The sequence below is a fragment of the Methylocaldum marinum genome (assembly GCF_003584645.1).
In the GTDB taxonomy this organism is placed as follows: Bacteria; Pseudomonadota; Gammaproteobacteria; order Methylococcales; family Methylococcaceae; genus Methylocaldum; species Methylocaldum marinum.
On sequence record NZ_AP017928.1, the window covers coordinates 1,688,361 to 1,710,447 of the forward strand.

Consider the following 22,087-nt stretch of genomic DNA (forward strand, 5'->3'; position numbering starts at 1 on the left):
TTTTTGAAAGTTGCACATGTCCTATCGCGAACTAACTTTCCAGCAGGCCAAGCACTTCCCCCATCCGAATCGCAGCCCCATGTGAGATGAGCAGGAGACAAGATGACGCTTCGCAACCTTCTCGGCATTGTTTTATCGTTTGTCGCCGGCTCGGTGTCGGCCGATCACATTCAGCTGAATCCGGCGCATCCGGACCGGTACACCGTGGTCCAGGGGGATACGCTTTGGGACATCTCGGGACGATTCCTGAGTAAGCCCTGGCAATGGCCGGAAATTTGGCAAAACAACCCTCAAATCAAGAATCCTCATTTGATCTATCCCGGCGATGTCATCGCCCTGAGCTATGTCAACGGCGAGCCGCGCCTAGGAATCGAAACGCCTTCCGACGTTCGCCTCAGTCCGGAAGTCAGAGTGAGTCCGATGGCTCGAGCCGTACCTGTCATTCCGATGGATGCGATCCGCCAGTTCCTGAGCAGACCCCGAGTCGTCACCAAAGGCGAATTGGAGGAAGCACCCTATATCGTCGATTTTGCCGACGAGCATATCGTCGGCGGCATCGGCGACAGGGTTTACGTGCGTGCGGTCGAAGACGGCGCCAACCAAGCGTTTACCGTGCTGAGACCTGGCCCTGCATACAAGGACCCCGTCACCGGCGACATCCTCGGCTATGAAGCGATTTATGTCGGCGACGCTCAACTGGAACGTACCGGCGATCCGGCAACCTTGATGTTGACTCGCGCCCAGCGCGAAGCCATCATCGGCGACCGGATGATGCCCGTGGAGCAAGAGAAGATCGAGCTTTATTTCCAGCCGCGCGCGCCTGAAAAAAATATCGAAGCGCATATCATCGGTGTTTTTGACGGCGTATCGCAAATCGGCCAATACCAGGTGGTGGCGATCAACAAGGGAACCGCAGACGGCATTGAAACCGGGCATGTTCTCGACATCTATCAGAGCGGACGGATGATACGGGATATCGTGAGTCGAAGGTTCGGCGAGACGGTTACCGCGCCCAACGAACACGCCGGTCTATTGATGGTCTTCCGCCCGTTCGAACGCGTCAGCTATGCCCTGGTCATGAACGCGACGCGGGCCGTTCACGTATCAGATCTTGCCGCAACCCCTTGACCACAGGCTCCCCGGAATATCCTGATGACCTCCGCTATTGGCTGGCGCTGCATCGTGCCCCCCTCATCGGAAGCCGAAGGTTCTGTGCCATCCTCGCTCATTTCCTCAGCCCAAGGGCGCTGTTCGAAACCAAGGCGGCCGATCTAGCCGCCTTGGGTCTTAAAGAAAAAACCATCGCTTACCTGCGCTGCCCGGACTGGCAAGCCGTAGAAGCCGATTTGCGCTGGCTTAGCGCTTCTGGCCACGATTGCCTAACTCTGCACGCTCCCCGCTATCCGGCGCTGCTGCGAGAAATTCCCGATCCGCCGCCGCTGATTTTCGTCAAAGGAGACGTATCCGCTCTTTCCTCCCGCCAGGTCGCGATCGTCGGGAGCCGAAATCCGACGCCATCGGGACTGCGGTTCGCGAGAGAAATCGCTTCAGGATTGGTCTCCAGGGGCTTTGCCATCACGAGTGGACTGGCATTGGGAATCGATGCCGCCGGACATTCGGGCGCGCTCGAAGCCGGCGGCATTACCATCGGCGTCGCCGCGACGGGATTGGATCGCGTTTACCCGCGCCGACATGAGACTCTGGCACGGGATATCGTAACCCGGAACGGCGCCCTGGTTTCCGAGTTCCCGCCCGGAACCGCTCCCAGAGCCGATCATTTCCCGCGCCGGAACCGTATTATCAGCGGTCTCTCCCTGGGCACACTGGTCGTTGAAGCCGCACCCCGGTCAGGATCCTTGATCACCGCCCGCCTCGCGGCAGAGCAGAACCGCGAGGTCTTCGCCGTTCCCGGCTCGATTTACAATCCGCTTTCGCGCGGATGCAACGAATTGATAAAAGGCGGAGCAAAACTAATCCAAACGGTTGAAGATATTACCGAGGAATTCGAAGCGCAATTATCCGTCCAATGCTACGAACCGTCGTCCTTTGAGACGGGTTCGGGAGACGACCGGGCTTCCATGCAACTCTTGAAATATATTGCGTACGACCCGACCTCTGTGGATACTCTAGTGGCAGCCACAGGAAATACACCGGAAGCGATCGCTTCGATGCTCTTGATATTGGAACTACAAGGTCACGTTGCATCGACCCCGGGAGGCGGTTACGTCCGAACCCGGTAATTTCCTTGCCGCTGCGCCATCCCTTAGTTGAGACCGCTCAATGAAAGAAAATGTATTCGACGTTTTGATTTATCTTTTCGAAAACTATATGGATGATGATGTCGAGCTGACACCCGATCCCGACATGATTCGTACGGAACTCCTCGAGGCGGGGTTTCCGCAAACCGAAATCAACAAAGCCTTCGAATGGCTCGAATCCTTGGCCGAGCACAACGCGATCAAGCCCGTTTCCTCGCCGGCGTTCCGCATTTTTTCTTCCCAGGAAACGGCCAAGCTCGATGCCGAGTGCCGCGGACTCCTGCTATTTCTGGAACAAAGCGGAATTCTGACGCCGGCCAGCCGAGAACTGGTTATAGACCGTGTCATGGCCTTCAATGAAGAAGCCATCTCCTTGGAAAACCTGAAATGGGTAGTGCTAATGGTTCTTTTCAGCCAGCCCAACGAAGAAATCGCTTTCGCGCGCATGGAAAATCTCGTCTACGAGACCCTGCCGAATTATCTGCACTGATACGTCGCCCGTTTCCCGTTTTCTTCCGGCGGAAGAAAACGGTGAATCATTTATTCTTAAACGCAAATAGCTCGTACCTTTATTTATTCAGATGAGTCAAAACCTGGTCATTGTTGAATCGCCAGCAAAAGCCAAGACCATTGAAAAGTATCTCGGCCGAGATTTTCAGGTCTATGCGTCCTATGGCCATGTCCGCGACCTCGTTCCCAAGGAAGGAGCAGTCGATCCCGATCATGATTTCGCGATGAAGTACGAAATTATCGAGAAAAACGAGAAGCACGTACAAACCATCACCAAGGCCGCTCAAAAAGCCGACGCCCTGTTCCTCGCAACCGACCCGGATCGCGAAGGCGAAGCCATTTCCTGGCACATCTACGAGATCCTGAAGAACAAACGTGTGCTCGGGAACAAACCGGTGCATCGTGTGGTTTTCCATGAGATCACCAAGCGGGCGATCACCGAGGCCATCCAGAATCCGAAAGCCCTTTCGACCGATCTGATCAACGCGCAGCAGGCGCGCCGGGCGCTGGATTATCTGGTCGGCTTCAAACTTTCCCCGCTACTGTGGAAAAAGATTCGCCGCGGACTGTCCGCCGGCCGGGTGCAAAGTCCGGCGCTGCGGATGATCGTCGAGCGCGAGATCGAAATCGAGAACTTTAAGGTTCAGGAATATTGGACCCTCGAAGCCGACGCCAGTGCAGAAGGGCAACAATTCCGCGCTAGGCTCATCAACCTAAATAACGCCAAGCTCGAGCAGTTCAGCATTGTTACCGAGGAGCAGGCGAATCAGGCCAGGGACGCACTGCTTGCCGAGGCCAATGGAAAGCTCCGCGTAGTCAAGATTGAAGAAAAGGAACGGAAACGAAATCCCGCAGCACCGTTCACCACTTCCACGTTGCAGCAGGAGGCGGCGCGCAAGCTGGGATTCACCACCAAACGCACGATGGCCATCGCCCAGCAGCTTTACGAAGGAATCGACCTGGGCGGCGAGACCACCGGCCTGATTACCTATATGCGTACCGACTCGGTCAATCTGGCCAATGAGGCAACCCAGGAAATCCGGCAACTGATTGAGTCCCGCTTCGGCAAAGAAAACCTGCCCAAGCAGCCGCCTCATTACAAGACGAAGAGCAAAAACGCTCAGGAAGCCCACGAGGCCATTCGTCCGACGTCCGCTTTTCGGTTGCCGGAACAGGTCAAGCCCTATCTCAGTCCGGAGCAGTACAAGCTTTACAACTTGATCTGGAAGCGGACCGTTGCCTGTCAGATGATCCACGCCACCATAAAGACGGTGTCGGTCGACCTGTCCTGCGGCACGATAGGCATCTTTCGCGCTACCGGCTCTACGGTCGTGAACCCGGGTTTCATGAGCGTCTACCTCGAAGGCAAGGATGACGCCTCCAGCGACGATGACGAGAGTTTTTTGCCCGGGCTCAAGGAAGGTCAGTGGGTCGATTTGCTCGATATCATCACCGCCCAGCACTTCACCGAACCGCCGCCGCGTTACACGGAAGCGAGTTTGGTCAAGGCATTGGAGGAGTACGGTATCGGCCGCCCGTCAACCTATGCGGCGATTATTTCGACCCTGCAGCAGCGTCATTACGCCGTGCTGGAAAACAAGCGGTTTCATCCGACGGACGTGGGGCGAATCGTCAACAAATTCCTGACGGAACACTTCAACCAATACGTCGATTACAACTTCACGGCCAATCTGGAGGACGATCTGGACGCCGTCTCGCGCGGAGAAAGAAATTGGATTCCTCTGATGAGGGACTTCTGGTACCCGTTCAAGTCGCTGATCGACGCCAAGGACGAAAGTCTGAAACGTGCGGACGTTACGCATGAGTTGCTGGACGAGACCTGTCCCGAATGCGGCGGACAGCTGTCCATTCGGCTGGGACGCAACGGCCGCTTTATCGGCTGTACCAACTATCCCGAATGCAAATACACCCGCAATATGACGGGCGAGGCGGCGTCTGCCGCCCCGGAAGTCGTGGAAGGGAAGCTCTGTCCAGAGTGCTCCTCGCCGCTGGTCATCAAAACCGGCCGATTCGGGAAATTCATAGGCTGTAGCAACTATCCCAAATGCAAGCACATCGAACCGCTCGAAAAGCCCGAGGACACGGGCGTACGCTGCCCGGAATGCAATAAGGGCCATTTGATCAAACGGAAGTCGCGCTTCGGAAAACTATTCTTTTCCTGCAACACCTATCCGACTTGCAGCTACGCCGTCTGGAATCCGCCCATCGCGGAACCCTGTCCCAACTGCGGCTGGCCTATCCTGACCCTCAAAGTCACCAAGCGGCGCGGCACCGAAAAAGTCTGTCCGCGCAAGGAGTGCGGCTATGCCGCCCCCTACGAAGGCGAGCCGCTGGCGGAACCCGCAACCTAGCCCTTCGCCGGCAAGCCGAAGCAGAAATGCCGTCCGAATTTCGTCTACGGCTTGCCGCCGCTCGTCTGCGTCGCGGAGGCATTATCGCCTATCCGACCGAGGGTGTTTTCGGACTCGGCTGTAACCCGCTCGACCGGGAATCGGTGCTGCGCTTGCTGGCACTGAAACAACGCCCCACCGCGAAAGGACTCGTTCTGATCGCCGCTGAATTCACGCAACTCGAGCCATACCTCGACATCCCGACCGAACTCATGCGGAATAGAGTCTTGGCGACATGGCCGGGACCGGTCACCTGGATCATTCCCGCCGCCGACTGGGTTCCGGCTTGGCTGACAGGCGAACATGCCGGCTTGGCCGTCCGCGTCACCGCCCACCCGGTCGCGGCCGCCCTATGTCTCGCCTTCGGCCGGCCGATCGTATCGACCAGCGCCAACCCGAGCGGCCTGCCGCCGGCCCGCACGGCGCTGTCGGTTCGGAAATATTTTCGCGACGGCAGCGTTATGATCGTACCGGGGCAACTCGGCGAACTGCGCGGTCCTACGGCGATGTATGACGCATCGACGGGTGTTCGGTTGCGGTAAGCTGTAATCGGAAGCGTTTTAGCTTGACACGCCGAGCTCTCATCCATAGCATTCCAGCGTTTTGCAGGACTCTGCCGCAGCGAGAGCAATTTCATCCTTAATGACCATACCGACAACCTCACAGACCGACTCGACAGCTTCACTAAGTCCAAAAACAGCTTTCACGAATATTCGCTGTTTGGTAGAAGAAGAAACGGCAGCTGTCGACCGGCTCATTCTTCGCGAGCTCAGTTCCGATGTGCTGCTCATCAATCAGATCGGCCGATACATCGTGAACAGCGGCGGCAAGCGACTGCGCCCGATGTTGTTGCTGCTGGTCTCCAAGGCACTCCAATATCAGGGACAGCAGCACATCACCCTTGCAGCAGTCATCGAATTCATTCACACGGCAACCCTGCTTCACGACGACGTGGTCGACGAATCGACCCTGCGGCGTGGGCGAAATACCGTCAATGCGCTTTGGGGAAACTCGGCCAGCGTTTTGGTCGGAGACTACTTGTATTCCCGCTCGTTCGAATTGATGGTGAGCGTACAGAACCTCCGCATCATGGAGATCCTCTCCCGCACCACCACGGCCATTGCCGAGGGGGAGGTATTACAGCTTCTCAACTGCAACAATCCTGCGACAACCGAACACAAATATCTCGAAGTCATCTCCCGCAAGACCGCAATCTTGTTCAGCGCCGCCGCACAATTGGCCGCCGTGCTGACGGGAGCTCCCCAGTCGACCGAACTGGCGCTGAAGGACTATGGCCTTCACCTCGGCATTGCGTTTCAGTTGATCGACGATGCCCTCGACTACATGGCGAATCCCGAAGAGCTCGGAAAAAATCTCGGCGATGACCTGGCGGAAGGCAAGCCGACGCTGCCTTTGATTTATGCCATTGAGCACGGCAGCGCGTCGCAGGCCGCCGCCTTGCGGGACGCTATCGAGAACGGCAACCGCGATGCGTTCCGCGAAGTTTACGAAATCGTTGAATCTACCGACGCAATCGCGTACACTGCACGGCGCGCTAGGGAAGAAGCAAACAAAGCGGTTGAACTGCTTGATCCGGTTCCCGCGTCGGAATACAAGGACGCTCTCGTTCGGCTGGCCCACTTATCCGTCGAACGCAACTATTAAGATCCAATATTCGGGGTGTAGCTCAGCCTGGTAGAGCACTGCTTTCGGGAGGCAGGAGTCGGAGGTTCGAATCCTCTCACCCCGACCACTTGAATCAAGGTCTTATCCCGCATCCTCACGCAGTATTTTCGGCAGCGTGAAAGCTGAACGTGAAACCGCTCCCCTATCGAGTACCGCCGCCGCTTCCCTGAGCGAGTCAGGCGACAGGTGAGCATAAACCCGGTCCGTGATTCGGATGTCCGAATGCCGAAGCAAGGTGCTTACCGTCTGAATCGGCACACCGGCTTGAACCAGCCAACTCCCAAACGTCCGCCGCAGGTCATGCGGGTGAACATCTTCCAGACCAGCGAGCCTGCACGCTTCGGATTGGGTCAACCAGCGCGCCCGCCCGGGCGGCTCCTTGAGTTTCCGGCCCTCGAACGGATTCGGAACATTCCATTCGAGTTCTTTCCGTGCCCAATTCAGAGCGGCCCTGAACATCCCACTTCCTTGTTGATCGTCGCTGCACTTACGCCGTCGGTTTGCCGCTGAGCGATGTAGCAGCGAACGTCGGCAGCGGTCAAACTCGCGGGTTCCCGGCCAGCGAAGAGAGGAGCCAGCCGTTTCAGGCTGTAAAGGTCTCGCTCGTGGCTCCGCTTTTCCAAGCTTGGGCCATCAAGGTACATGACCATCAACTCATCGAAGGTTCAGGCCGCCCGTTTTCGACTTCGGACCGTTGGCCTTCTCTTCGGCGGCTTCTACAACCCATTGCGCCCGGATTGCCTTCGCTCTTTCCTTGCGCGGATCGTCTCGCGTCGAATTTGAGTAGAGCGCCGAACCGTTCGCCCGTTGGCGTCGGTGTAAGTGCGCCACCAGAACGGCGAGTCCGGCCGCTCAAAGATGCCGTCTTGATCTTGTTTCCGTTGTTTGCGCTTTGGCATGTGTCGTCTTCTGTCGTTGGCACAGCCTGCCCCGCGCATGGCTGATTACGCGCGCGGGTCATATTTTGTTCAATCCAGGCCTGGACATCGTTGGGTCGAAGTCGAGGGGCACAGCCACGAATCCGGACGCACGGTAATTCCTTCGCCTCGATCAGGCGGCGCACGGTGCGCGCTGAAATTCCGCCCATTGCGCGGCCAGCCTCGGCCAAGGTCCACAGCAGCGGTACAGGATCAGTCATGGCCGTCCACCTTATACGGCATCGGTGAGAGTGTTCCCGGAAGATACAGCGGATGGGCGGGTTGTCCTTCGCTCGTGAGCCGAAGGCAGTGCAGCGCTCTTTTCTGCCCAACCAAGAGACTCAGCACCTCCATCGCCCGGTTCCGCTTGAGACCATGATTGCCCCCGGCCAGGACGATGAGTCCGGCGCGATCGGCAGCCTTAAGGTCGTACTCATTTGCGCGCAAGGCGTAAACCTCAAACATACACCATCCGTTGTTTCGTCTCGGTAATACAGGGCCGAGCCACCTTGATGCGGTCGAGAATCTGGGGAAATGTCCCCCAACTAAAACTTCGTCGCTTGCCGCCTCGCCGGTTGAGATCCCGAAACAACTCGCGTTCCGGCAGATGCCGGTGCTCCCTGATCCATGTCTTGATCCGTCGGCACGCCGCCTGCAATTTCTTGCGCGGTACGCCGCATCACCCGTGGCGTCCCTTTCCGGTCTTCGCACCAGTAGAACTCGAAGCCCAGGAAGGCGAACCTCCGCTTCCTGCCGGATGAAATCGGCTGAATGGCAACAGACGACTTCTTACCTGAGATTTGCTGGGGATAGTTGGCGTGACGTATATCCCCGTTACCGCCATATAACCGATCACTGTCGACGTTAACCCGATAGATAGAGGGGATTTCGGAAGGGACGTTGTACAACTGGCGGACGGTGTCTGTGGCCAGAGCCGGCTGAATCGTCGCGGCAAATTTCGTAATGATGTCAATTAACGATATCACCGCTAATTCATGATGACGCCGCGCCCGCGGCAGGACGACCTTGCTTAGCGGATGGCGGACTTTTTCGTCCTCGAAGGTCTTCCGTCCCATCTCCTCTCAGGACACACGCCAGTCGGCATAAAAATTCAGTATCACTCACTGCCCAGTGGCTTCGGCAGCGGGAACCTCCCGGGTCTAGGTCTCCCGCCGACAGGGCGTCCAAGGCACCCAGGTAGATCACTGGGATGATGAGCAGCAGCGCCCACAGGAACAGGACGCTGGAAAAGGACAGGATTCGCTTCTATAGCCACTGACGATGCCCGGTGGTTCGCTCCTTAGCCGAGCGCCCCCGATGATTTGTCCTCCTTGGTTGCGCTCTACATTGAATTTTCTCATTTATAACCCATACTTACCCGCGCGTTTGCAACCGTTTTCAGGAACCCCCATGCGTTTTCAACTTCAACGTCATTTAGGACCATTGCTACGCGGCAGAGGGATATTACCCGCCGGCCTGGCGCCGCAAACCCAAGCCGCGCCCGTGGAGTCCGTCCCACCGGAGTTCAACCACCGCGACTACGTGATCTACCTGCTGCACATGGATGCCGCCATCGAACATGCCTTGATGGTGCAATACCTCTACGCCGCATACACCCTGGGTGGGCCGCAGGTGCCGGAGGCCTACCACCAGACGGTGGCGGGCTGGCGCGAGGTCATCCTTGGCGTCGCCAAGGAGGAAATGGCCCACCTGATTTCGGTGCAGAACGTGCTGCGCCTGATCGGCGGGCCTTTGCATCTGGCCCGCGAGGATTTCCCCTGGATTTCGCCGTTCTTCCCCTTCCCGTTCAAGTTGGAACCGCTGACCCTGGATTCGCTGGCGAAATATGTCTACGCCGAATCGCCAGAGGACTGGAGCGGCCCGTGGGCCGAGGACGTGAAACGGCGGGTGGATCAGCAAGCGCCCAATCCCCACCGGGTCAGCGAGTTGTTCGCCGAATTAATAGGCCTGATGGAGAACCCCGAATTCCTGCCGGATGCGACGTTCCAGCCCAATACCTATCCCTTTCAAGCTTCCTGGGATGAATGGGGACGCGGCTACAAGGCCGGCGCCCGTGGCAACCATTTCCGGGCGGGTCCCGAGCAGACCCCGGACCTGCTGGTGGTGCCGCTGGCCTCCCGCGATGACGCGGTGAGTGCCCTGAAAAAAATTGCCCAGCAAGGCGAGGCTTACGGAACCCTCGGCGCGGACGGCTTGCCCTCGCATTTCGAGCGCTTCCTGGAAATTTACAAGCATCTGACGAAACTCCTCAGCGTAGGACACTGGGAACCGGCCCGGCCCGTCGCCATCAACCCGTACGTACCGATCAACGGTGGCTTCGAGGAAGGCACGCCCATCCTCTACCCGGAGGCCCAGGATTGGGCAAGCCTGTCCAATATCCGCTACCGAATGCTGCTCAACTTCCTGCTGCACAGCTTCGAGCTGGATGACGGGCTCAAACGCGCCGGAACGTGGACGCCACGTGGCCTTATCATCAACAGCGCGTTCGGCGAGATGTACAACCTCAGGGCCATCAGCGAATTCCTGATGCAGACCCCGCTGGCCTTGGCCAGTGAACCCGGCGCTGACAAAGTGGCCGGTCCGCCGTTCCTCATGCCGTACACCTTGAACTTGCCACAGGCCGAAGCCGACCGCTGGCGCCTGCACCGCGACACTTTGCGGGCCTCGGCCCGGTTGATCGAACGGCTGTTACCGATCAGCCCGCCGGAGCGGCACGGCTATCTGCGGGCGCTGCGGGAAAACGACCAAGCACTGCTTCAGTCCATCGACCGCATCCTGGCCGGTCAATCCACCCCCCACGCCTTACTTTGAAGGAGACGGCCATGGCTATTCAGCAATTACGCATCCTACCCCCGATCGCCATAGGTCGGCTCGGGTCCGCGCCCACACCGCTTGAGGCATTCGAGTTACAGTTTTCGGAGGTCCGTCCGCTGGACTTCCGCCGCATCGTGCCCCGCGAAACTTTGCAGATCGATCCCGAGAGCGGCGCTATCGTTGGCAGCTACGTGCCGGAGTCCATCCGCTTCAAGGAGGAGGATGGCCGCATCCGTCCAGTTGCACCGTTTCTGGAAGTGTTCGCCTTGATCGAGACCGGCGATCTGGTGCCGCTTACCCTCGGCCTGCTGAAAGAGGAAGGCCTAAGCCTGGGGGCGCTGAGTTGGTCGGTGGAACTGGGCAACATCAAGGTGTTCCGCCGCACCGGCGATCCCAATGACAAGATACGGGCCAGCCTGTCCGGCATCCGGGACCACCAAAGTCATCCACTGTTGGGCGAGTGCGCCAATTTCCTGCCTGGCAAAACCCTGCCGCTGGGCGAAGTGCGCTTTATCCGGCCCACCCCGGAGTTCCCGGAAATCCGCCTGCGCTACACGCCGGCCGCCGGCAAGGTCTACGGTTCCAGCCTGGAGCGCCACACCTCCGCCACCTCGGTCGAGCCGGACCCGGTGATCGACCATCCCGACAAGGTGCTGTACGACATCAACAAGGGCACCTGGCGCGGCTATTCGGAAACCAGCGGTCCGACCCTGACCAACCCGGCTCAGATTTACGCAGGCTATGCCAATGACCAGGGGGCTCAAGTCAGCTGGGGCTATCTGGATGACGAGTGCGACGGCTTCGCGACAGTCTCTTTGACGCTGGGCGATGGCACCGTCCTGAGCGCGTCCGCCCACATCAGCGCGGGACCGCCCGCTTTCGCCCCGGATACCCTGCCGATCCGCGTGGTGACCGATGAACTGGAACAAATCCTCTACGGACCCGATGTCGAGGGCGAGGTGCCCATTGAGGTAGCCGAGGAGATCGTGTTCCGGGCGCTGGAAACCGTACGGCTGATGAACACCGCCGTGATGAACGGCAATCTGGTGAATGGCCGGGCCAATGTCGCCAGCACCATGGTCCGGCAGGACACCAATGATTTCGGGCGCTATTACGAACCCATCATGGCGACTTCGCTGGTGGACAATCTGGCGGTGCGCGCCCTGCATGAACGGGTCTTCGGCGCCCTACGTTCCGGGGCTGCGCCCTGGTTCGCCGAGGCGCTACGCCGCCCCGACGAAATCGGCGACCTGTCCAACAAGGCCCGCCGCAAGATGCCCGGCCTCATGCGGGGAGCCGATGGCCGCGCCTTGACTCTGACCCACCGCCAAATCAACCTGATTATCCGAGCCGCTAGCCAAGCGCTGTTCCGCCCCGCCGAAAGCCCGGCCGCCACTCACCAGGGGACTTGCGATGACGCACATTAAACCCAGCAATCTCACCGCCCAACTGCACTACCGGGGCACCGGCAATCCCGAATCGGTGCTGCCCCGCACGGCGATTTCCAACTGTTTCCCCGGCCTGGAGTTCGACTTCCGCAACCTCTGGCGGCGTGCCTTGGTTGGCATCGTGCTGGTGGAAAACAATAACTACGTGATCGCCGCCGAGGACGAGCGCTACGCCGATTTGGTGGACCGCCGCCTCCTGAGAATCGACGGTGTGCCGACCATGGTGTTGACCACCGGCCCGCAATTCCCCAACGGCGATTCGGTGCCGCTCAACAACGCCAACAACCCCAATGCCGTGTCGTTCATGGAATGGTCGAACTCCCTGGCGCGGGTTCTGCAAAAACAAGGGCAGGAGGTCATCTGCGAATTCACCGAAGAAAAGCCTGCCACGACGGAAGTCATCGCGGGCGAGGTGCCGAGCATCGAAGTCGTGCTGACGGTGCGAAAATTCTTCGAGGACGACAGCGCCGCCTTCACCGAGGGCTTGCTGGAACCTGGCGAATTGACCCAGGGACTCTGTGCCCCCTGGCAGAATGATTACCGGGAATGCGCCTGCTATTACTGGGCCGCCAGCCGTCCCGACTATGTAAACGTGGAACCGGGCGCGGATGGCCTGAGCCATGGCGACATGTGGCTGGCGAAGCGCTACACCGGCGAATATATCCCGGACAACCGCACCGACACCCGACTGGTGTCCTACGACGATCTGTTCAAGGATTGGGAAAAGGAACTGCGCTTCATCATCCAGGGCCGGGACGCGGAGACCTCATGAGCGCCGTTCCGCGATGGACCGATGCCGAACCGCTGGCCCGCCTCCTGGTACGGCAGGCGGCGGGCGATGCCAAACCCCGCTCGCCGCAGGTACACCTGCTGGCGCGGAGCGGCATCCCGCAGTTGTGGGTAGTGAATGGCTCGCGGCTGTACGACCTGCCTCCCGAACTAACGGACCGCTTTGCCGCCGTGCTGGACGCGGGCGACGAAACGGCCCTGGCCGGGCTGCTCGGCACTGTTGGCCTGACCGCGGCGCCCGCCATCGACGACACGCCCCTCGCCCATCCGCCGCTGCACGCCTTATCCCTGGCGGTGGCGCAAGCCTGCAACCTGGGCTGTAGCTATTGCTACGCGCAGCAAGGCAGTTTCGGCGGTCCCGCCAAACAAATGCCCCTGACCGTAGCGCGTCAAGCGGTGGACCAGCTGCTGGCCGAAGCCGCGCCAGGCACCAAGGTCAATCTGGCCTTCCTGGGCGGCGAACCCTTGGCGAACAGAGCAGTGTTGCGGGCCACCACCGACTATGCGGCGACGAAAGCGGCGGCGCGGGGCGTGTCCATTAACTTTTCCATAACCACCAATGGCACCTTGCTGGAACCGTCGGACGCGGAATTCTTCGAGGCCCATGGATTCGCGGTCACAGTGAGCCTGGACGGCAGCCGGGAGGTCCACGACCGGCTGCGGCCCTTCAAGAACGGTTCGGGCAGCTTCGACCGCATCCTAGCCCGGACCCGCCCCTTGTTGGAACGGCAGCGCCGGATGCAGGTATCGGTCCGCATTACTGTTACCCCCGCCAACCTCGACCTGCCCGCAACCCTGGATGAATTCATCACGCTGGGGTTCCACAGCGTCGGCTTCTCGCCCCTCCTGCGCTCGGTCAATGGCGCGGCGGAAATGCGGCCGACGGATCTGGAGACGATGCTGGAAGCGATGATTGCCTGCGGGCTGGCCACCGAGCGGGCAATCCTCGGCGGGCGGCGCTATCCCTTTCTCAACCTGGTCAACGCACTGCGGGAACTGCACCGGGGTACCCACCGGCCCTATCCGTGCGGGGCAGGGGCGGGCTATTTTGGGGTGTCGGCGGAAGGGGAACTGGCAGCCTGCCATCGCTTTGTGGATGACGAGCAAGGCCGGATGGGCCATCTAGCGGCTGGACCCGATCCCGCCCGGCAAACGGCATGGCTGGCCGAGCGCCATGTCCACCGCCAGGAGCCGTGCCAAAGCTGCTGGGCGCGGTATCTCTGCGGCGGCGGCTGCCATCATGAAGTATTGGCGCGGGGCCGCACCGCCTGCGACTTCATCCGGGGCTGGCTGCATTACACCATGCAAGCCTATGGCCGCTTATCCCGCCTCTGCCCAAACTGGTTCGACGCAGCCCCGGAGCACCGTGCCGGCCTATGATGTCGTGGTGCTGGGAGCCGGTCCCGCTGGCACCAGCGCCGCTCTGCGGCTCGCCGCGCTCGGGCACCGTACCGCCCTAGTGGAACGATCTGACTTCCCCCGACCTCATGTGGGCGAATCGCTCTCCCCCGGCATTGGCAATATTCTCGACTATCTCGGCCTGCCCGGTCTTGCCACGGCGGCGAGTGGCTTGAGTGACCTGCCAGGCTGGTTGCTATGGGACGATCCGGAACCCCGCCCGATTCTCCCGGAACAGCGCGGTCCCGCCTGCATGGTGGACCGCGCCCGGTTCGATGCCTTGCTGCTGGACGCCGCCCGGACGCGGGGCGTGGCGGTGCTGCAACCGGCGCGGCTCCTGGCGAGTGAGCGGAACGGCGACACTTGGCGACTTACGATCCGGCATGGCGCGGCGGAAATGCGGCTACACACCCGGTTGCTGCTGGACGCCACGGGCCGCGCCGGGCAGCGTCCGCGGCGCCGCCTACCGCTTTCGGCGGAGACCCTGTCGATTTGCGCCCGCGTCGAGGCCGGCACGCTGCCCCATGCCACCCACATCGAAGCCCTGCCCGAAGGCTGGCTATGGGGTTCGCCCCACCCCGCGGGCGATTACCGGATCATGGCCTTCGTCGATCCGGTCAACTCCCTCCGGCCCGCCGCTCGCCTTTCAGCCTTGTTGGAGCGTAGCCGCTTATTCAATGCCGCTCAAGGCCGGGTCACGGCGGTGCTGGTCCGGCCCGCCACCGCCCATTGTGACGCCGAGCCATGGCGGGAGGGCCGCATCAAGCTGGGTGACGCCGCTTTCGCACTGGACCCGCTGTCCTCCTCCGGGGTCGAAAAGGCGATGCGCTTCGCCTTGCAAACCGTAATCGCCGTTAACACCTTGCTCAGGGAGCCGACCTCCACGGAATTGGCCCGCGAGTTCTATGAGGACCGCCTTACCCAGGCCGTGATCACCCATGGACGTTGGACAGCGGGCTATTACGCCCGCGCTTTCGGCATGGCGGAACAGCCCTTCTGGCAGGCCCGCGCCAAGCCTTGGCAATTGCCATCCGATGGGGACGCATCGCCCTGGTGGGAACGGCTGCGGTTGGCGCTGGCCGAACCTGCCTCGGCGGAGAGTGTCGATGCGCCACCCCTCCCGCCCATTTCGGCATTGAATGATCCGGTCCACGCCTGGAACAGACCGGTGGCGCTTTGCCCAGAGTTACGCATCGTCCAGGTACCCTGCGTGATTGATGATTGTGTGCGGCGGGGGGCGGCGGTAGCCCATCCTGCTCTCGCGCACCCTGTGGCATTCCTGGCCGGGGTTGAGCTGGTGCCTCTGCTGGACGCTGTTCCCGTAGTGGGCAGCCTGGGGCAACTGGTCGGGCAATGGGCCGATACTGTGCCGCGTCAGGCGGCGGTTCGGATGGCGGGATGGCTTCTGCAACGGGGCGTGCTGCGGCTGGTATAAGGCTGGCCAACAGGCAATAAACAGAATCGTGCTCTGTTCGTCCGCCAACGCCGCCCCCGTGATTGTCTGTTTTCATCCACCTGGACATATCGAACGTTGTTCTCCAAAGCCGTCATCGGGTCGAAATATCCGGGTTAGCGCGCCACGCCAACCCAAACCGGGCGACCAAACGCCCAAATCGACTCCTCGCCCTCACCAGAGCATCCGCTCATGAACGCCAGGCGACCCAAGGCCACACCTCTTCAGCGCCCTGGGGAGCGGCTCGGCCCGGTCCTGTCCGAAGCCGACCGGCCAACGCCGTTCGCCACCGACTGTCCTCTGCGCTAACCTGGCCAATACACCGACGACGAGGCCGGGCCGCACTACAATACGTTCCGGTACTATGATCCCGAGATCGGGCGGTTCATCAGCCAGGACCCGATTGGACTGGCGGGCGGGTTCAATCTGTACCAGTATGCGCCGAATCCGGTCTCGTGGGTGGATCCGTGGGGTTTGGCACACCAGCCTGGCCACCTGTTAGACTGGCACTTGTTACGTCCATCAACAGGCCAATATATGGAAGGAGGTACGTTCAGCGGTTCTATCTCTCCACGTCCTGGACGTCTCACTTTCCAGCAGCAATTGGATGTTCATACAGAGTCGAAGCAGCAGGCTTTATTTTAACGGGGACAACGCTTCACTCCCTCGGCAAATCAAAACCTTTTACCCGAATTCGTAAGAATTGAACAGCTCTGACCCATTACCCACAAGTCCTTTGCCTATGGACGCCCGGCCAGTTGCGCCGATCCAAGTGCTTGATTTTCGACTTGCGCCAGCGGGCCATCGCCTTGAATCGGAACTTTGGCACGGCAGGCAACCCATTGATTCGAAAGCCGTAAAAAGCTGTGGGTAATGGGGTGGCCTTAAATCCGACTTCTAGTTTGATCGCCCGGGTCTCCTCACCACCGGCGCAGATGTGTGTAGTAAAGCCAAATTCTTGAACGATTACCCGCACCTCGACATAGAAAATCAGCTACCACCCGCTCTGCGGGTGGTAGCTGATTTTCTATGTCTACATTGTTTACAACTATTATTGCTTTTGGGCTTTGCAACATCATGACAGCACGGCCTTAACCTCAGCCAAGGTAATGACCAACGTCATGGCATCGACAGGAGACGGGTAGAAGCCGCACGACTCATAAAAAGCTTTCGCCTTGTCTGATATTGCATGGACTTGAACGGCTAAAATCCCGGCAATTTCAGCCGCCTGCAGGACACGCCGGAGGGCATCGTTCAGAAGGGCGCGGGCGCGGCCACGGCCTTTGCCCTGCCATTCGGCATGAACGGCCAAACGACCGATCACCATCACCGGAATCGGGTCCGGCATGTTGCGCCGAACTTTCCCCGGAGCCTGCTCCACGGACAAAGCGCCGGTGGCAAGGCAGTACCTCGCGCTGGTCGTTGCAAACAACATAGGTGCGTGAGGCACCGCTCCCCTGATTTTTCAGGGCGCGTTGCTTGAGCCAAAGATCAAGGACTGTTTCGCCCGAGCTGAAGGCGAGCACATCGTGCTCAGCGCTCAGCGGTTCGGGCGCACACAGCCGCCCTCCCCCCGCTTGCTTCATAACCGCGGCTCATTCCCAGGGCAGTTTCGTTGCCAGCAGCTGGCGCAGTTTCTCGTTGGTTGCGGGCGGTGCATCCAACAGCGCCGTGAATGCCTCGAACTGTTCTTCGCTTAAGGTGAAGTAGCGGCGCTCCAGTAAGACATTTTCCGCTTCCCGGCAAGCCGCTTCGAGCATGAAATCCGAACGATTCTTTCCCAAAGCATCCGCGGCCTTGTCGATGAGGTCGCGCTGGGTCGTCCGCGCACGGATGTTAATCATCACGTTGCGCGCTGAAGGGGGATGGTGTTCGCTGGGCATAAGAGGTAAGCCTCACTACATTAGACATTATCGGAAACCGGTATAATCGTATTTCACTGACTACAACACCGATTGAACCTGAACGATGCTTTGCTACGAAGATCTCAAGGGGAAACCCAAGACCTTGATGGCTATGACCAGCCTGAAGCCCTCCGAATTCGACGAGCTATTGGTCCACTTTACGGCCGCCTGGAAAGAAACGACCTGAATAGACGCCTCCAAGGGCGGGCGTCCTCCGGTGATCGCGACCATGACCGACCGGCTGTTGTTCATCCTGTTCTACCTGAAGACTTACCCCCTGAAAAACAACTTGGTGGGCGGCCTGGAGGACAGGCAAGTTAGCTGAATTTTGAGTCGGGCTATTTAAGGGCCGGATTAATAACCCGGTCAACTGGGCTGTTCCCGTGCTAATCCGAGCGGTTGCCGGGTCTCTGGGGCGTCCGCAGCAGAGGTATGCCAGGATGGGGTTACAACCGGCATTCGACAGCTTTCACCGCCGATGAAAGGCAGGTGCATGATAAATTCGCTACCTTTGCCCAACCCTTCGCTCCTGGCTTCGATTCTGCCATCGTGCAATTCGACGATTTTGTGCACGATGGCCAAGCCGAGTCCCAATCCACCTTCGGACCGATCGAGGGTGCGTTCGGCCTGGGTGAAAATCTCGAACAGGCGGGGCACAAGCGCCGGGACGATGCCCTCGCCGCTATCACGGACCGAAACGACCGCTTCATCGGCACGACAGGTCACAGTCAGCCAAATACTCCCGCCTTCCGGAGTGTACTTGGCCGCGTTGTCGAGCAGATTGGACAGGGCCTGCGTCAACCGCACACTGTCTCCTTCGACCAACACCTCCCTGTCCGGAATCGCGACGCTCAGCGTCTGATGTCGTTCCTCGATCAGTGGCCCGCTGATTTCCACGGCTTGCTGGATCAACGCGCTCATACTCACGCGAACCTTGTGAAGGATCAATTTGCCCTGCACGATCCGGGAGACGTCCAAGAGTTCATCCACCAACCGCGTCAGGTGGGTTACCTGACGGGTAATTACATCGCTTGCCCAGCGTAACCGGGGCTCGCCCGCATCGATCTTGCGTATGATTTGAGCTGCGCTGCGGATTGGGGCAAGCGGATTCCGGAGCTCATGACCGAGCATCGCAAGAAATTCGTTCTTTCTGAGGTCATTCTCCTGTAGCGCCTCAACCTGCTTTCGCTCGGTAATATCGCGCAGGATCACGGTGAAGAGCTTTTGTCCGGCGACTTCGGTCTGCGAGATCGATGCCTCGATCGGAAACTCTTCGCCATTGCCGCGCATGGCGCTCAGTGTACCGAGCCGGCCCATCACGCGCTTGGTCACACCGCTTTCGTGGAATTTACGAACGTGCTTCCGGTGAGCCTCGCGAACGGCTTCGGGAATGAACCGATCCAATGACGCGCCGATCGCTTCCGCCGCAGGGCAACCGAAAATCCGGGCGGCCGCCGTATTGAACAAGACGATTCGTTGTGCGGCATTGATCGTTATGATGGCGTCCATCGCCGACTCGATGACGCTATCCAGTCGAGCGTGGCTTTCCTCCAGTTGTCGCTCGGCCAGTTTCTGAGCGGTAACATCTCGGGTGATCTTGGCGAAACCGCGAAGGCGGCCATCGGCGTCCCGCAGTGCGTTAAGAATGACCTCCGCCCGGAACATGGAGCCGTCCTTGCACACCCGCCAGCCTTCCACCTGATAGCGTCCTTGGGTGATAGCCAGCGCCATTTCCCTCTGAGGCAAGCCGGCTTCCCGATCCTCCCGGGTATAAAACAGAGAAACATGCCGGCCGATCACCTCGTCGGCTGACCAGCCTTTGATTCGTTCCGCACCGGCATTCCAGCTAACGATTCGCCCGTCGGGATCGAGCATGAAGAGTGCGTAGTCCCTTACCCCATCGACGAGCAGCCGGAAGCGTTCGTCACTGGCACGGAGCTCCTCTTTTTGCTCGATGGCAACCTGCAGCGCACCCTTTTCGAGTTTACGTAGGTGCGAAACCAGAACGCTGAGTGCTGCTCCCATACCCGAAAACAGCAAGAGGCGCAGCAACTCCCTTTTCTCCGCGACCAGCAAAGACAAGGAGGGTCCAACGAGAAAGTAGGCACTCACGAACGCGCTTAACACGGTCGCGAACAGTCCCGCTTTGAATCCCCCGAAGTAGGTCGCCAGAATCACTCCGCTCAAAAATATGTTGATCGTGGGTGCTTCCGCGAAGATCGGTCGTAGGGACAGCTGGAGCATGAGTAACAACGCCGTCGACAACGCCGCGACAAAATAGCCGTTTAAAAGAAAGCGTTGATTCAATTTGAATTTAATCATCACAGGATGGTGGAAAGCACCCGTTTTAGCCGAATAGACGTTTTATACACCCGGGAAGGCGGCGTTTTCCCGGAGAGTTGGAGAACCGGACTCGACTTATCGCGCATTGGAGGACAATTTGTCGGACGGCCTCGAGCTCTTAAAATCATCTTTTACGTCGGACAAATAACGTACCGTCCGGGAAAGAGGCGTTTGCTGGACTATTGAGTTCACACAAAGATGCTGCTGAGCCAATGCGGCGGCGTGTCTCCAAGCTGATAGTTCGACAGTCGAAGTCCATAGCCATATAGTCACCATGCCGCGGAACTTCAGGACCGATCGTCACTCCCGTTTATCCCTTCTGGGCCTTTTGATCGGAGCAGGGATAGCCTGACGCGGCGGCACGCCGCACGCGTCAAGGCCTAAGCGAGTACCGGTCTTGCCGGCGGCCTAAGGTACCGGGAGGGTATTTACCTGCCTGACGAATAGCCTATTGCACGTCGCCGCAAAGATGATGCGGGCACCCGCAATCCCAAAGTCAAGCCTATTAGACAAGAGAATTCGCCGGCGTTCCAAACCGAACATACAAACGCGAGGTAATTCTTGGGTTCCGTTGACAGGATGGAGCAGAAGTTTGTCGATTCTGCGGTTATTTCGTGGTTCGTACTCTGCTGACTAACCCGCAAACAGAACCTACAATCCCAAATCGCTCCAATTGCCAAGAACCAAGCGTCCACCAAACGCTATGCGAATTTATGATTTCCGGTTTTCTTAACGATCGAAAATCATGAGTGTAACCCGTGGGGTTGCCGAAATTACCAGGTTCGGACCCTCCAGAAAGTCCGTCGGCATTGCCTCTTCGATGACCTTTAGATTTACTGATGGTCAAGAAAGTAAAGCCACGAGAGTCCCCTCTCCCTCTGGGACAAATCGGCAGGGCGAGGCGCAACGCGACGAGCGGGCAGGCCAGGATGGGGGCCCGGACTCGCGAGCGAAGCGGGGCAGCGTCGCGTGGCGAGGCCGATTTGCACGCGTGGCGGAACAAAACTGTTCTGATGCCGTGGTTCTGCCGAAAGGTCCGCGAACCATCGAAAAGCATCTCGGTTGGAGACAAAAATCGGGCGAATGTTCAGATGGGAACAAGCTGGCCGCTTCTCTTTCAAAAAATTGTAAAGAAAAGACTGGTATCGCCAGCTGGAATTCGAACAAGAATGCGGAATCGGGAACCGTGAGGCGCCGCCGAAACTACGTCGCCACACCGGCGCGAATGGACAGAATCCTCAGCTCGGGCCAATGAGTCCCTGGCATTGCCCTATGCATCAGGATATGCCAGGGGTTTACACTTTGGCTTCAGATTTCCCTAAATCGGCTCACATTACTTCAAGCGTAACGCTGACGAAGCGGAACGGCTATTCGTCCCTTGGGCCCCGATAGCCGAGACATTTAGAATCACGGACGCATTGCCTACTTGGAAGCTGCCACCGGGCGGCAGCACGACCTCAGCGTTAACCGAAAACGCCTGGGATTCGCCTGTGCAACGAAAGGACGGTGCATCTTGATTTGTCGACTGTGACGAGCCGGCGATGAAAGAGCCGGCAACATTCTGCAGGACTGCAGCACTCGCGGTAAATGACTCTCCGGTGCTGCAGACTACCGAACCGGTCACGGTAGCAACTGTGTTTGATTCACTTAGAGCCGCCTCGGGATCCACCCCGATGAATTCGACATCCGCCATGGCCGATCCGGCCGTTATCAGCAATGCGGCAGACATTCCGGCGGCTTTTACGATGAATCGCGAATGGTTCATGAACTCTTCTCCTGTCATCATGAAGTGGTAATAGTCGATGGTTCCTAGAGCGTTCGTCCAAACGCCGCCACTTTCATGTCAAGCTCCATGCCAGTTCCCTACCTATTTGTTTTTACGGATTTTTTCAATTCCGTGAAAAGATCCTTTTTGTTAACTTTTTGTAACATTCGCCTGTCTTATGCCTGCCTGTACACCCGATTCAGACGATCGCCGACCGTCCGCCCTTAAAATTAAGTGCGCCGGAATCTTCCATATACCATTGATCTATAAAGCTGCCGACTCAACCCAGGCACTACAGCCAACAGGCCCATGCGCTGTAAAATTTTCTGACAATCTTGTACAGCTCTGCGGTGGCCGATCGAGCCCTGCC

At 59.0% G+C, this 22,087-nt stretch carries 20 protein-coding genes, 1 tRNA gene and 1 pseudogene; 14 read left to right on the forward strand and 8 right to left on the reverse strand.

The genetic code is table 11. From position 1 onward, the window contains the following. Positions 1 to 102 precede the first annotated feature (102 nt). The 7 genes from sS8_RS07295 to sS8_RS07325 all read left to right on the forward strand — a co-directional run bounded on the left by sS8_RS07295 (position 103) and on the right by sS8_RS07325 (position 6,932). On the forward strand, positions 103 to 1,128 hold the full coding sequence (locus tag sS8_RS07295) for a LysM peptidoglycan-binding domain-containing protein (RefSeq protein ID WP_119629070.1): 1,026 nt from the start codon (positions 103 to 105) through the stop codon (positions 1,126 to 1,128). Next, positions 1,125 to 2,240: a DNA-processing protein DprA gene (gene dprA, locus sS8_RS07300; protein ID WP_119629071.1), complete on the forward strand. Its 1,116-nt coding sequence runs from the start codon at positions 1,125 to 1,127 to the stop codon at positions 2,238 to 2,240. Before sS8_RS07295 ends, dprA begins: the two co-directional genes overlap by 4 nt. Before the next feature lie 40 nt (positions 2,241 to 2,280). Then, on the forward strand, positions 2,281 to 2,748 hold the full coding sequence (locus tag sS8_RS07305; protein WP_119629072.1) for a DUF494 family protein: 468 nt from the start codon (positions 2,281 to 2,283) through the stop codon (positions 2,746 to 2,748). 91 nt (positions 2,749 to 2,839) lie between these two features. After that, complete coding sequence (gene topA, locus sS8_RS07310) at positions 2,840 to 5,140, forward strand: type I DNA topoisomerase (protein ID WP_119629073.1); 2,301 nt, start codon at positions 2,840 to 2,842, stop codon at positions 5,138 to 5,140. A gap of 26 nt (positions 5,141 to 5,166) precedes the next feature. Beyond that, a complete protein-coding gene (locus sS8_RS07315) occupies positions 5,167 to 5,721 on the forward strand; it encodes a Sua5/YciO/YrdC/YwlC family protein (RefSeq protein ID WP_119629074.1) in 555 nt (184 codons plus the stop codon). Positions 5,722 to 5,821: 100 nt separating this feature from the next. Continuing rightward, positions 5,822 to 6,844: an octaprenyl diphosphate synthase gene (gene ispB, locus sS8_RS07320; RefSeq protein WP_119629075.1), complete on the forward strand. Its 1,023-nt coding sequence runs from the start codon at positions 5,822 to 5,824 to the stop codon at positions 6,842 to 6,844. 11 nt (positions 6,845 to 6,855) lie between these two features. Then, positions 6,856 to 6,932: transfer RNA gene (locus tag sS8_RS07325), tRNA-Pro, on the forward strand. Between the two features lie 14 nt (positions 6,933 to 6,946). On the opposite strand, the gene sS8_RS07330 is transcribed toward sS8_RS07325, so the two are convergent. The 4 genes from sS8_RS07330 to sS8_RS07350 form a co-directional block, all read right to left on the reverse strand. Beyond that, positions 6,947 to 7,324, reverse strand: a complete 378-nt coding sequence (locus sS8_RS07330) for a tyrosine-type recombinase/integrase (protein WP_119629076.1) — start codon at positions 7,322 to 7,324, stop codon at positions 6,947 to 6,949. Between the two features lie 190 nt (positions 7,325 to 7,514). Beyond that, positions 7,515 to 8,003: a helix-turn-helix transcriptional regulator gene (locus sS8_RS29865; protein ID WP_119629078.1), complete on the reverse strand. Its 489-nt coding sequence runs from the start codon at positions 8,001 to 8,003 to the stop codon at positions 7,515 to 7,517. Next, positions 7,996 to 8,247: a DUF1643 domain-containing protein gene (locus tag sS8_RS07345; protein WP_119629079.1), complete on the reverse strand. Its 252-nt coding sequence runs from the start codon at positions 8,245 to 8,247 to the stop codon at positions 7,996 to 7,998. Before sS8_RS07345 ends, sS8_RS29865 begins: the two co-directional genes overlap by 8 nt. Positions 8,248 to 8,327: 80 nt before the next feature. Continuing rightward, positions 8,328 to 8,858: a hypothetical protein gene (locus sS8_RS07350; protein WP_119629080.1), complete on the reverse strand. Its 531-nt coding sequence runs from the start codon at positions 8,856 to 8,858 to the stop codon at positions 8,328 to 8,330. 334 nt (positions 8,859 to 9,192) lie between these two features. Between sS8_RS07350 and sS8_RS07355 the strand changes: the two genes are divergently transcribed. The 6 genes and pseudogenes from sS8_RS07355 to sS8_RS29870 form a co-directional block, all read left to right on the forward strand. Continuing rightward, on the forward strand, positions 9,193 to 10,614 hold the full coding sequence (locus sS8_RS07355) for a ferritin-like domain-containing protein (RefSeq protein ID WP_119629081.1): 1,422 nt from the start codon (positions 9,193 to 9,195) through the stop codon (positions 10,612 to 10,614). A gap of 11 nt (positions 10,615 to 10,625) precedes the next feature. Further along, the gene (locus sS8_RS07360) at positions 10,626 to 12,044 is read left to right on the forward strand and encodes a hypothetical protein (protein ID WP_119632656.1); all 1,419 of its coding nucleotides are present in this window, start codon (positions 10,626 to 10,628) and stop codon (positions 12,042 to 12,044) included. Then, a complete protein-coding gene (locus sS8_RS07365; protein ID WP_119629082.1) occupies positions 12,031 to 12,837 on the forward strand; it encodes a hypothetical protein in 807 nt (268 codons plus the stop codon). The genes sS8_RS07360 and sS8_RS07365 overlap by 14 nt, the downstream gene beginning before the upstream one ends. Beyond that, positions 12,834 to 14,234, forward strand: coding sequence for a radical SAM/SPASM domain-containing protein (locus tag sS8_RS07370; protein ID WP_119629083.1), 1,401 nt, complete (start codon positions 12,834 to 12,836; stop codon positions 14,232 to 14,234). Before sS8_RS07365 ends, sS8_RS07370 begins: the two co-directional genes overlap by 4 nt. Then, on the forward strand, positions 14,167 to 15,687 hold the full coding sequence (qhpG, locus tag sS8_RS07375; RefSeq protein WP_119629084.1) for a flavin-dependent monooxygenase QhpG: 1,521 nt from the start codon (positions 14,167 to 14,169) through the stop codon (positions 15,685 to 15,687). The genes sS8_RS07370 and qhpG overlap by 68 nt, the downstream gene beginning before the upstream one ends. A gap of 342 nt (positions 15,688 to 16,029) precedes the next feature. After that, positions 16,030 to 16,350: pseudogene (locus sS8_RS29870) on the forward strand (RHS repeat-associated core domain-containing protein); the annotation flags it as partial. A gap of 430 nt (positions 16,351 to 16,780) precedes the next feature. Here the strand turns inward: sS8_RS29870 and sS8_RS29055 are convergent. Both sS8_RS29055 and sS8_RS07390 read right to left on the reverse strand, forming a co-directional pair. After that, positions 16,781 to 17,053 carry a GNAT family N-acetyltransferase gene (locus sS8_RS29055; protein WP_232020554.1) on the reverse strand — a complete coding sequence of 91 codons (273 nt, stop codon included), beginning with the start codon at positions 17,051 to 17,053 and terminating at the stop codon, positions 16,781 to 16,783. Between the two features lie 247 nt (positions 17,054 to 17,300). After that, the gene (locus sS8_RS07390) at positions 17,301 to 17,588 is read right to left on the reverse strand and encodes a type II toxin-antitoxin system TacA family antitoxin (RefSeq protein ID WP_119629085.1); all 288 of its coding nucleotides are present in this window, start codon (positions 17,586 to 17,588) and stop codon (positions 17,301 to 17,303) included. Between the two features lie 85 nt (positions 17,589 to 17,673). On the opposite strand from sS8_RS07390, the gene sS8_RS29510 reads away from it, so the two are divergent. Further along, complete coding sequence (locus sS8_RS29510) at positions 17,674 to 17,796, forward strand: hypothetical protein (RefSeq protein WP_269461494.1); 123 nt, start codon at positions 17,674 to 17,676, stop codon at positions 17,794 to 17,796. Positions 17,797 to 17,975: 179 nt separating this feature from the next. Here the strand turns inward: sS8_RS29510 and sS8_RS07395 are convergent, their stop codons facing one another. Both sS8_RS07395 and sS8_RS29060 read right to left on the reverse strand, forming a co-directional pair. Next, positions 17,976 to 19,931 carry a sensor histidine kinase gene (locus sS8_RS07395; RefSeq protein ID WP_119629086.1) on the reverse strand — a complete coding sequence of 652 codons (1,956 nt, stop codon included), beginning with the start codon at positions 19,929 to 19,931 and terminating at the stop codon, positions 17,976 to 17,978. Positions 19,932 to 21,285: 1,354 nt separating this feature from the next. Next, complete coding sequence (locus tag sS8_RS29060; RefSeq protein WP_145986442.1) at positions 21,286 to 21,717, reverse strand: hypothetical protein; 432 nt, start codon at positions 21,715 to 21,717, stop codon at positions 21,286 to 21,288. Positions 21,718 to 22,087 lie beyond the last annotated feature (370 nt).

What these genes read in the sequence shown, in the direction of transcription:
- sS8_RS29055 (WP_232020554.1), bottom strand. Translation starts at nt 17,053, where the DNA reads ATGCCGGACCCGATTCCGGTGATGGTGATCGGTCGTTTGGCCGTTCAT.
- sS8_RS07315 (WP_119629074.1), top strand. Translation starts at nt 5,167, where the DNA reads ATGCCGTCCGAATTTCGTCTACGGCTTGCCGCCGCTCGTCTGCGTCGC.
- sS8_RS07365 (WP_119629082.1), top strand. Translation starts at nt 12,031, where the DNA reads ATGACGCACATTAAACCCAGCAATCTCACCGCCCAACTGCACTACCGG.
- sS8_RS29060 (WP_145986442.1), bottom strand. Translation starts at nt 21,717, where the DNA reads ATGAACCATTCGCGATTCATCGTAAAAGCCGCCGGAATGTCTGCCGCA.
- sS8_RS07370 (WP_119629083.1), top strand. Translation starts at nt 12,834, where the DNA reads ATGAGCGCCGTTCCGCGATGGACCGATGCCGAACCGCTGGCCCGCCTC.
- sS8_RS07390 (WP_119629085.1), bottom strand. Translation starts at nt 17,588, where the DNA reads ATGCCCAGCGAACACCATCCCCCTTCAGCGCGCAACGTGATGATTAAC.
- sS8_RS07350 (WP_119629080.1), bottom strand. Translation starts at nt 8,858, where the DNA reads ATGGGACGGAAGACCTTCGAGGACGAAAAAGTCCGCCATCCGCTAAGC.
- sS8_RS07360 (WP_119632656.1), top strand. Translation starts at nt 10,626, where the DNA reads ATGGCTATTCAGCAATTACGCATCCTACCCCCGATCGCCATAGGTCGG.
- qhpG (WP_119629084.1), top strand. Translation starts at nt 14,167, where the DNA reads ATGGCCGCTTATCCCGCCTCTGCCCAAACTGGTTCGACGCAGCCCCGG.
- topA (WP_119629073.1), top strand. Translation starts at nt 2,840, where the DNA reads ATGAGTCAAAACCTGGTCATTGTTGAATCGCCAGCAAAAGCCAAGACC.
- sS8_RS07395 (WP_119629086.1), bottom strand. Translation starts at nt 19,931, where the DNA reads ATGATTAAATTCAAATTGAATCAACGCTTTCTTTTAAACGGCTATTTT.
- sS8_RS07345 (WP_119629079.1), bottom strand. Translation starts at nt 8,247, where the DNA reads ATGTTTGAGGTTTACGCCTTGCGCGCAAATGAGTACGACCTTAAGGCT.
- sS8_RS07295 (WP_119629070.1), top strand. Translation starts at nt 103, where the DNA reads ATGACGCTTCGCAACCTTCTCGGCATTGTTTTATCGTTTGTCGCCGGC.
- sS8_RS07330 (WP_119629076.1), bottom strand. Translation starts at nt 7,324, where the DNA reads ATGTTCAGGGCCGCTCTGAATTGGGCACGGAAAGAACTCGAATGGAAT.
- sS8_RS29865 (WP_119629078.1), bottom strand. Translation starts at nt 8,003, where the DNA reads ATGACTGATCCTGTACCGCTGCTGTGGACCTTGGCCGAGGCTGGCCGC.
- ispB (WP_119629075.1), top strand. Translation starts at nt 5,822, where the DNA reads ATGACCATACCGACAACCTCACAGACCGACTCGACAGCTTCACTAAGT.
- sS8_RS07355 (WP_119629081.1), top strand. Translation starts at nt 9,193, where the DNA reads ATGCGTTTTCAACTTCAACGTCATTTAGGACCATTGCTACGCGGCAGA.
- sS8_RS29510 (WP_269461494.1), top strand. Translation starts at nt 17,674, where the DNA reads ATGCTTTGCTACGAAGATCTCAAGGGGAAACCCAAGACCTTGATGGCT.
- sS8_RS07305 (WP_119629072.1), top strand. Translation starts at nt 2,281, where the DNA reads ATGAAAGAAAATGTATTCGACGTTTTGATTTATCTTTTCGAAAACTAT.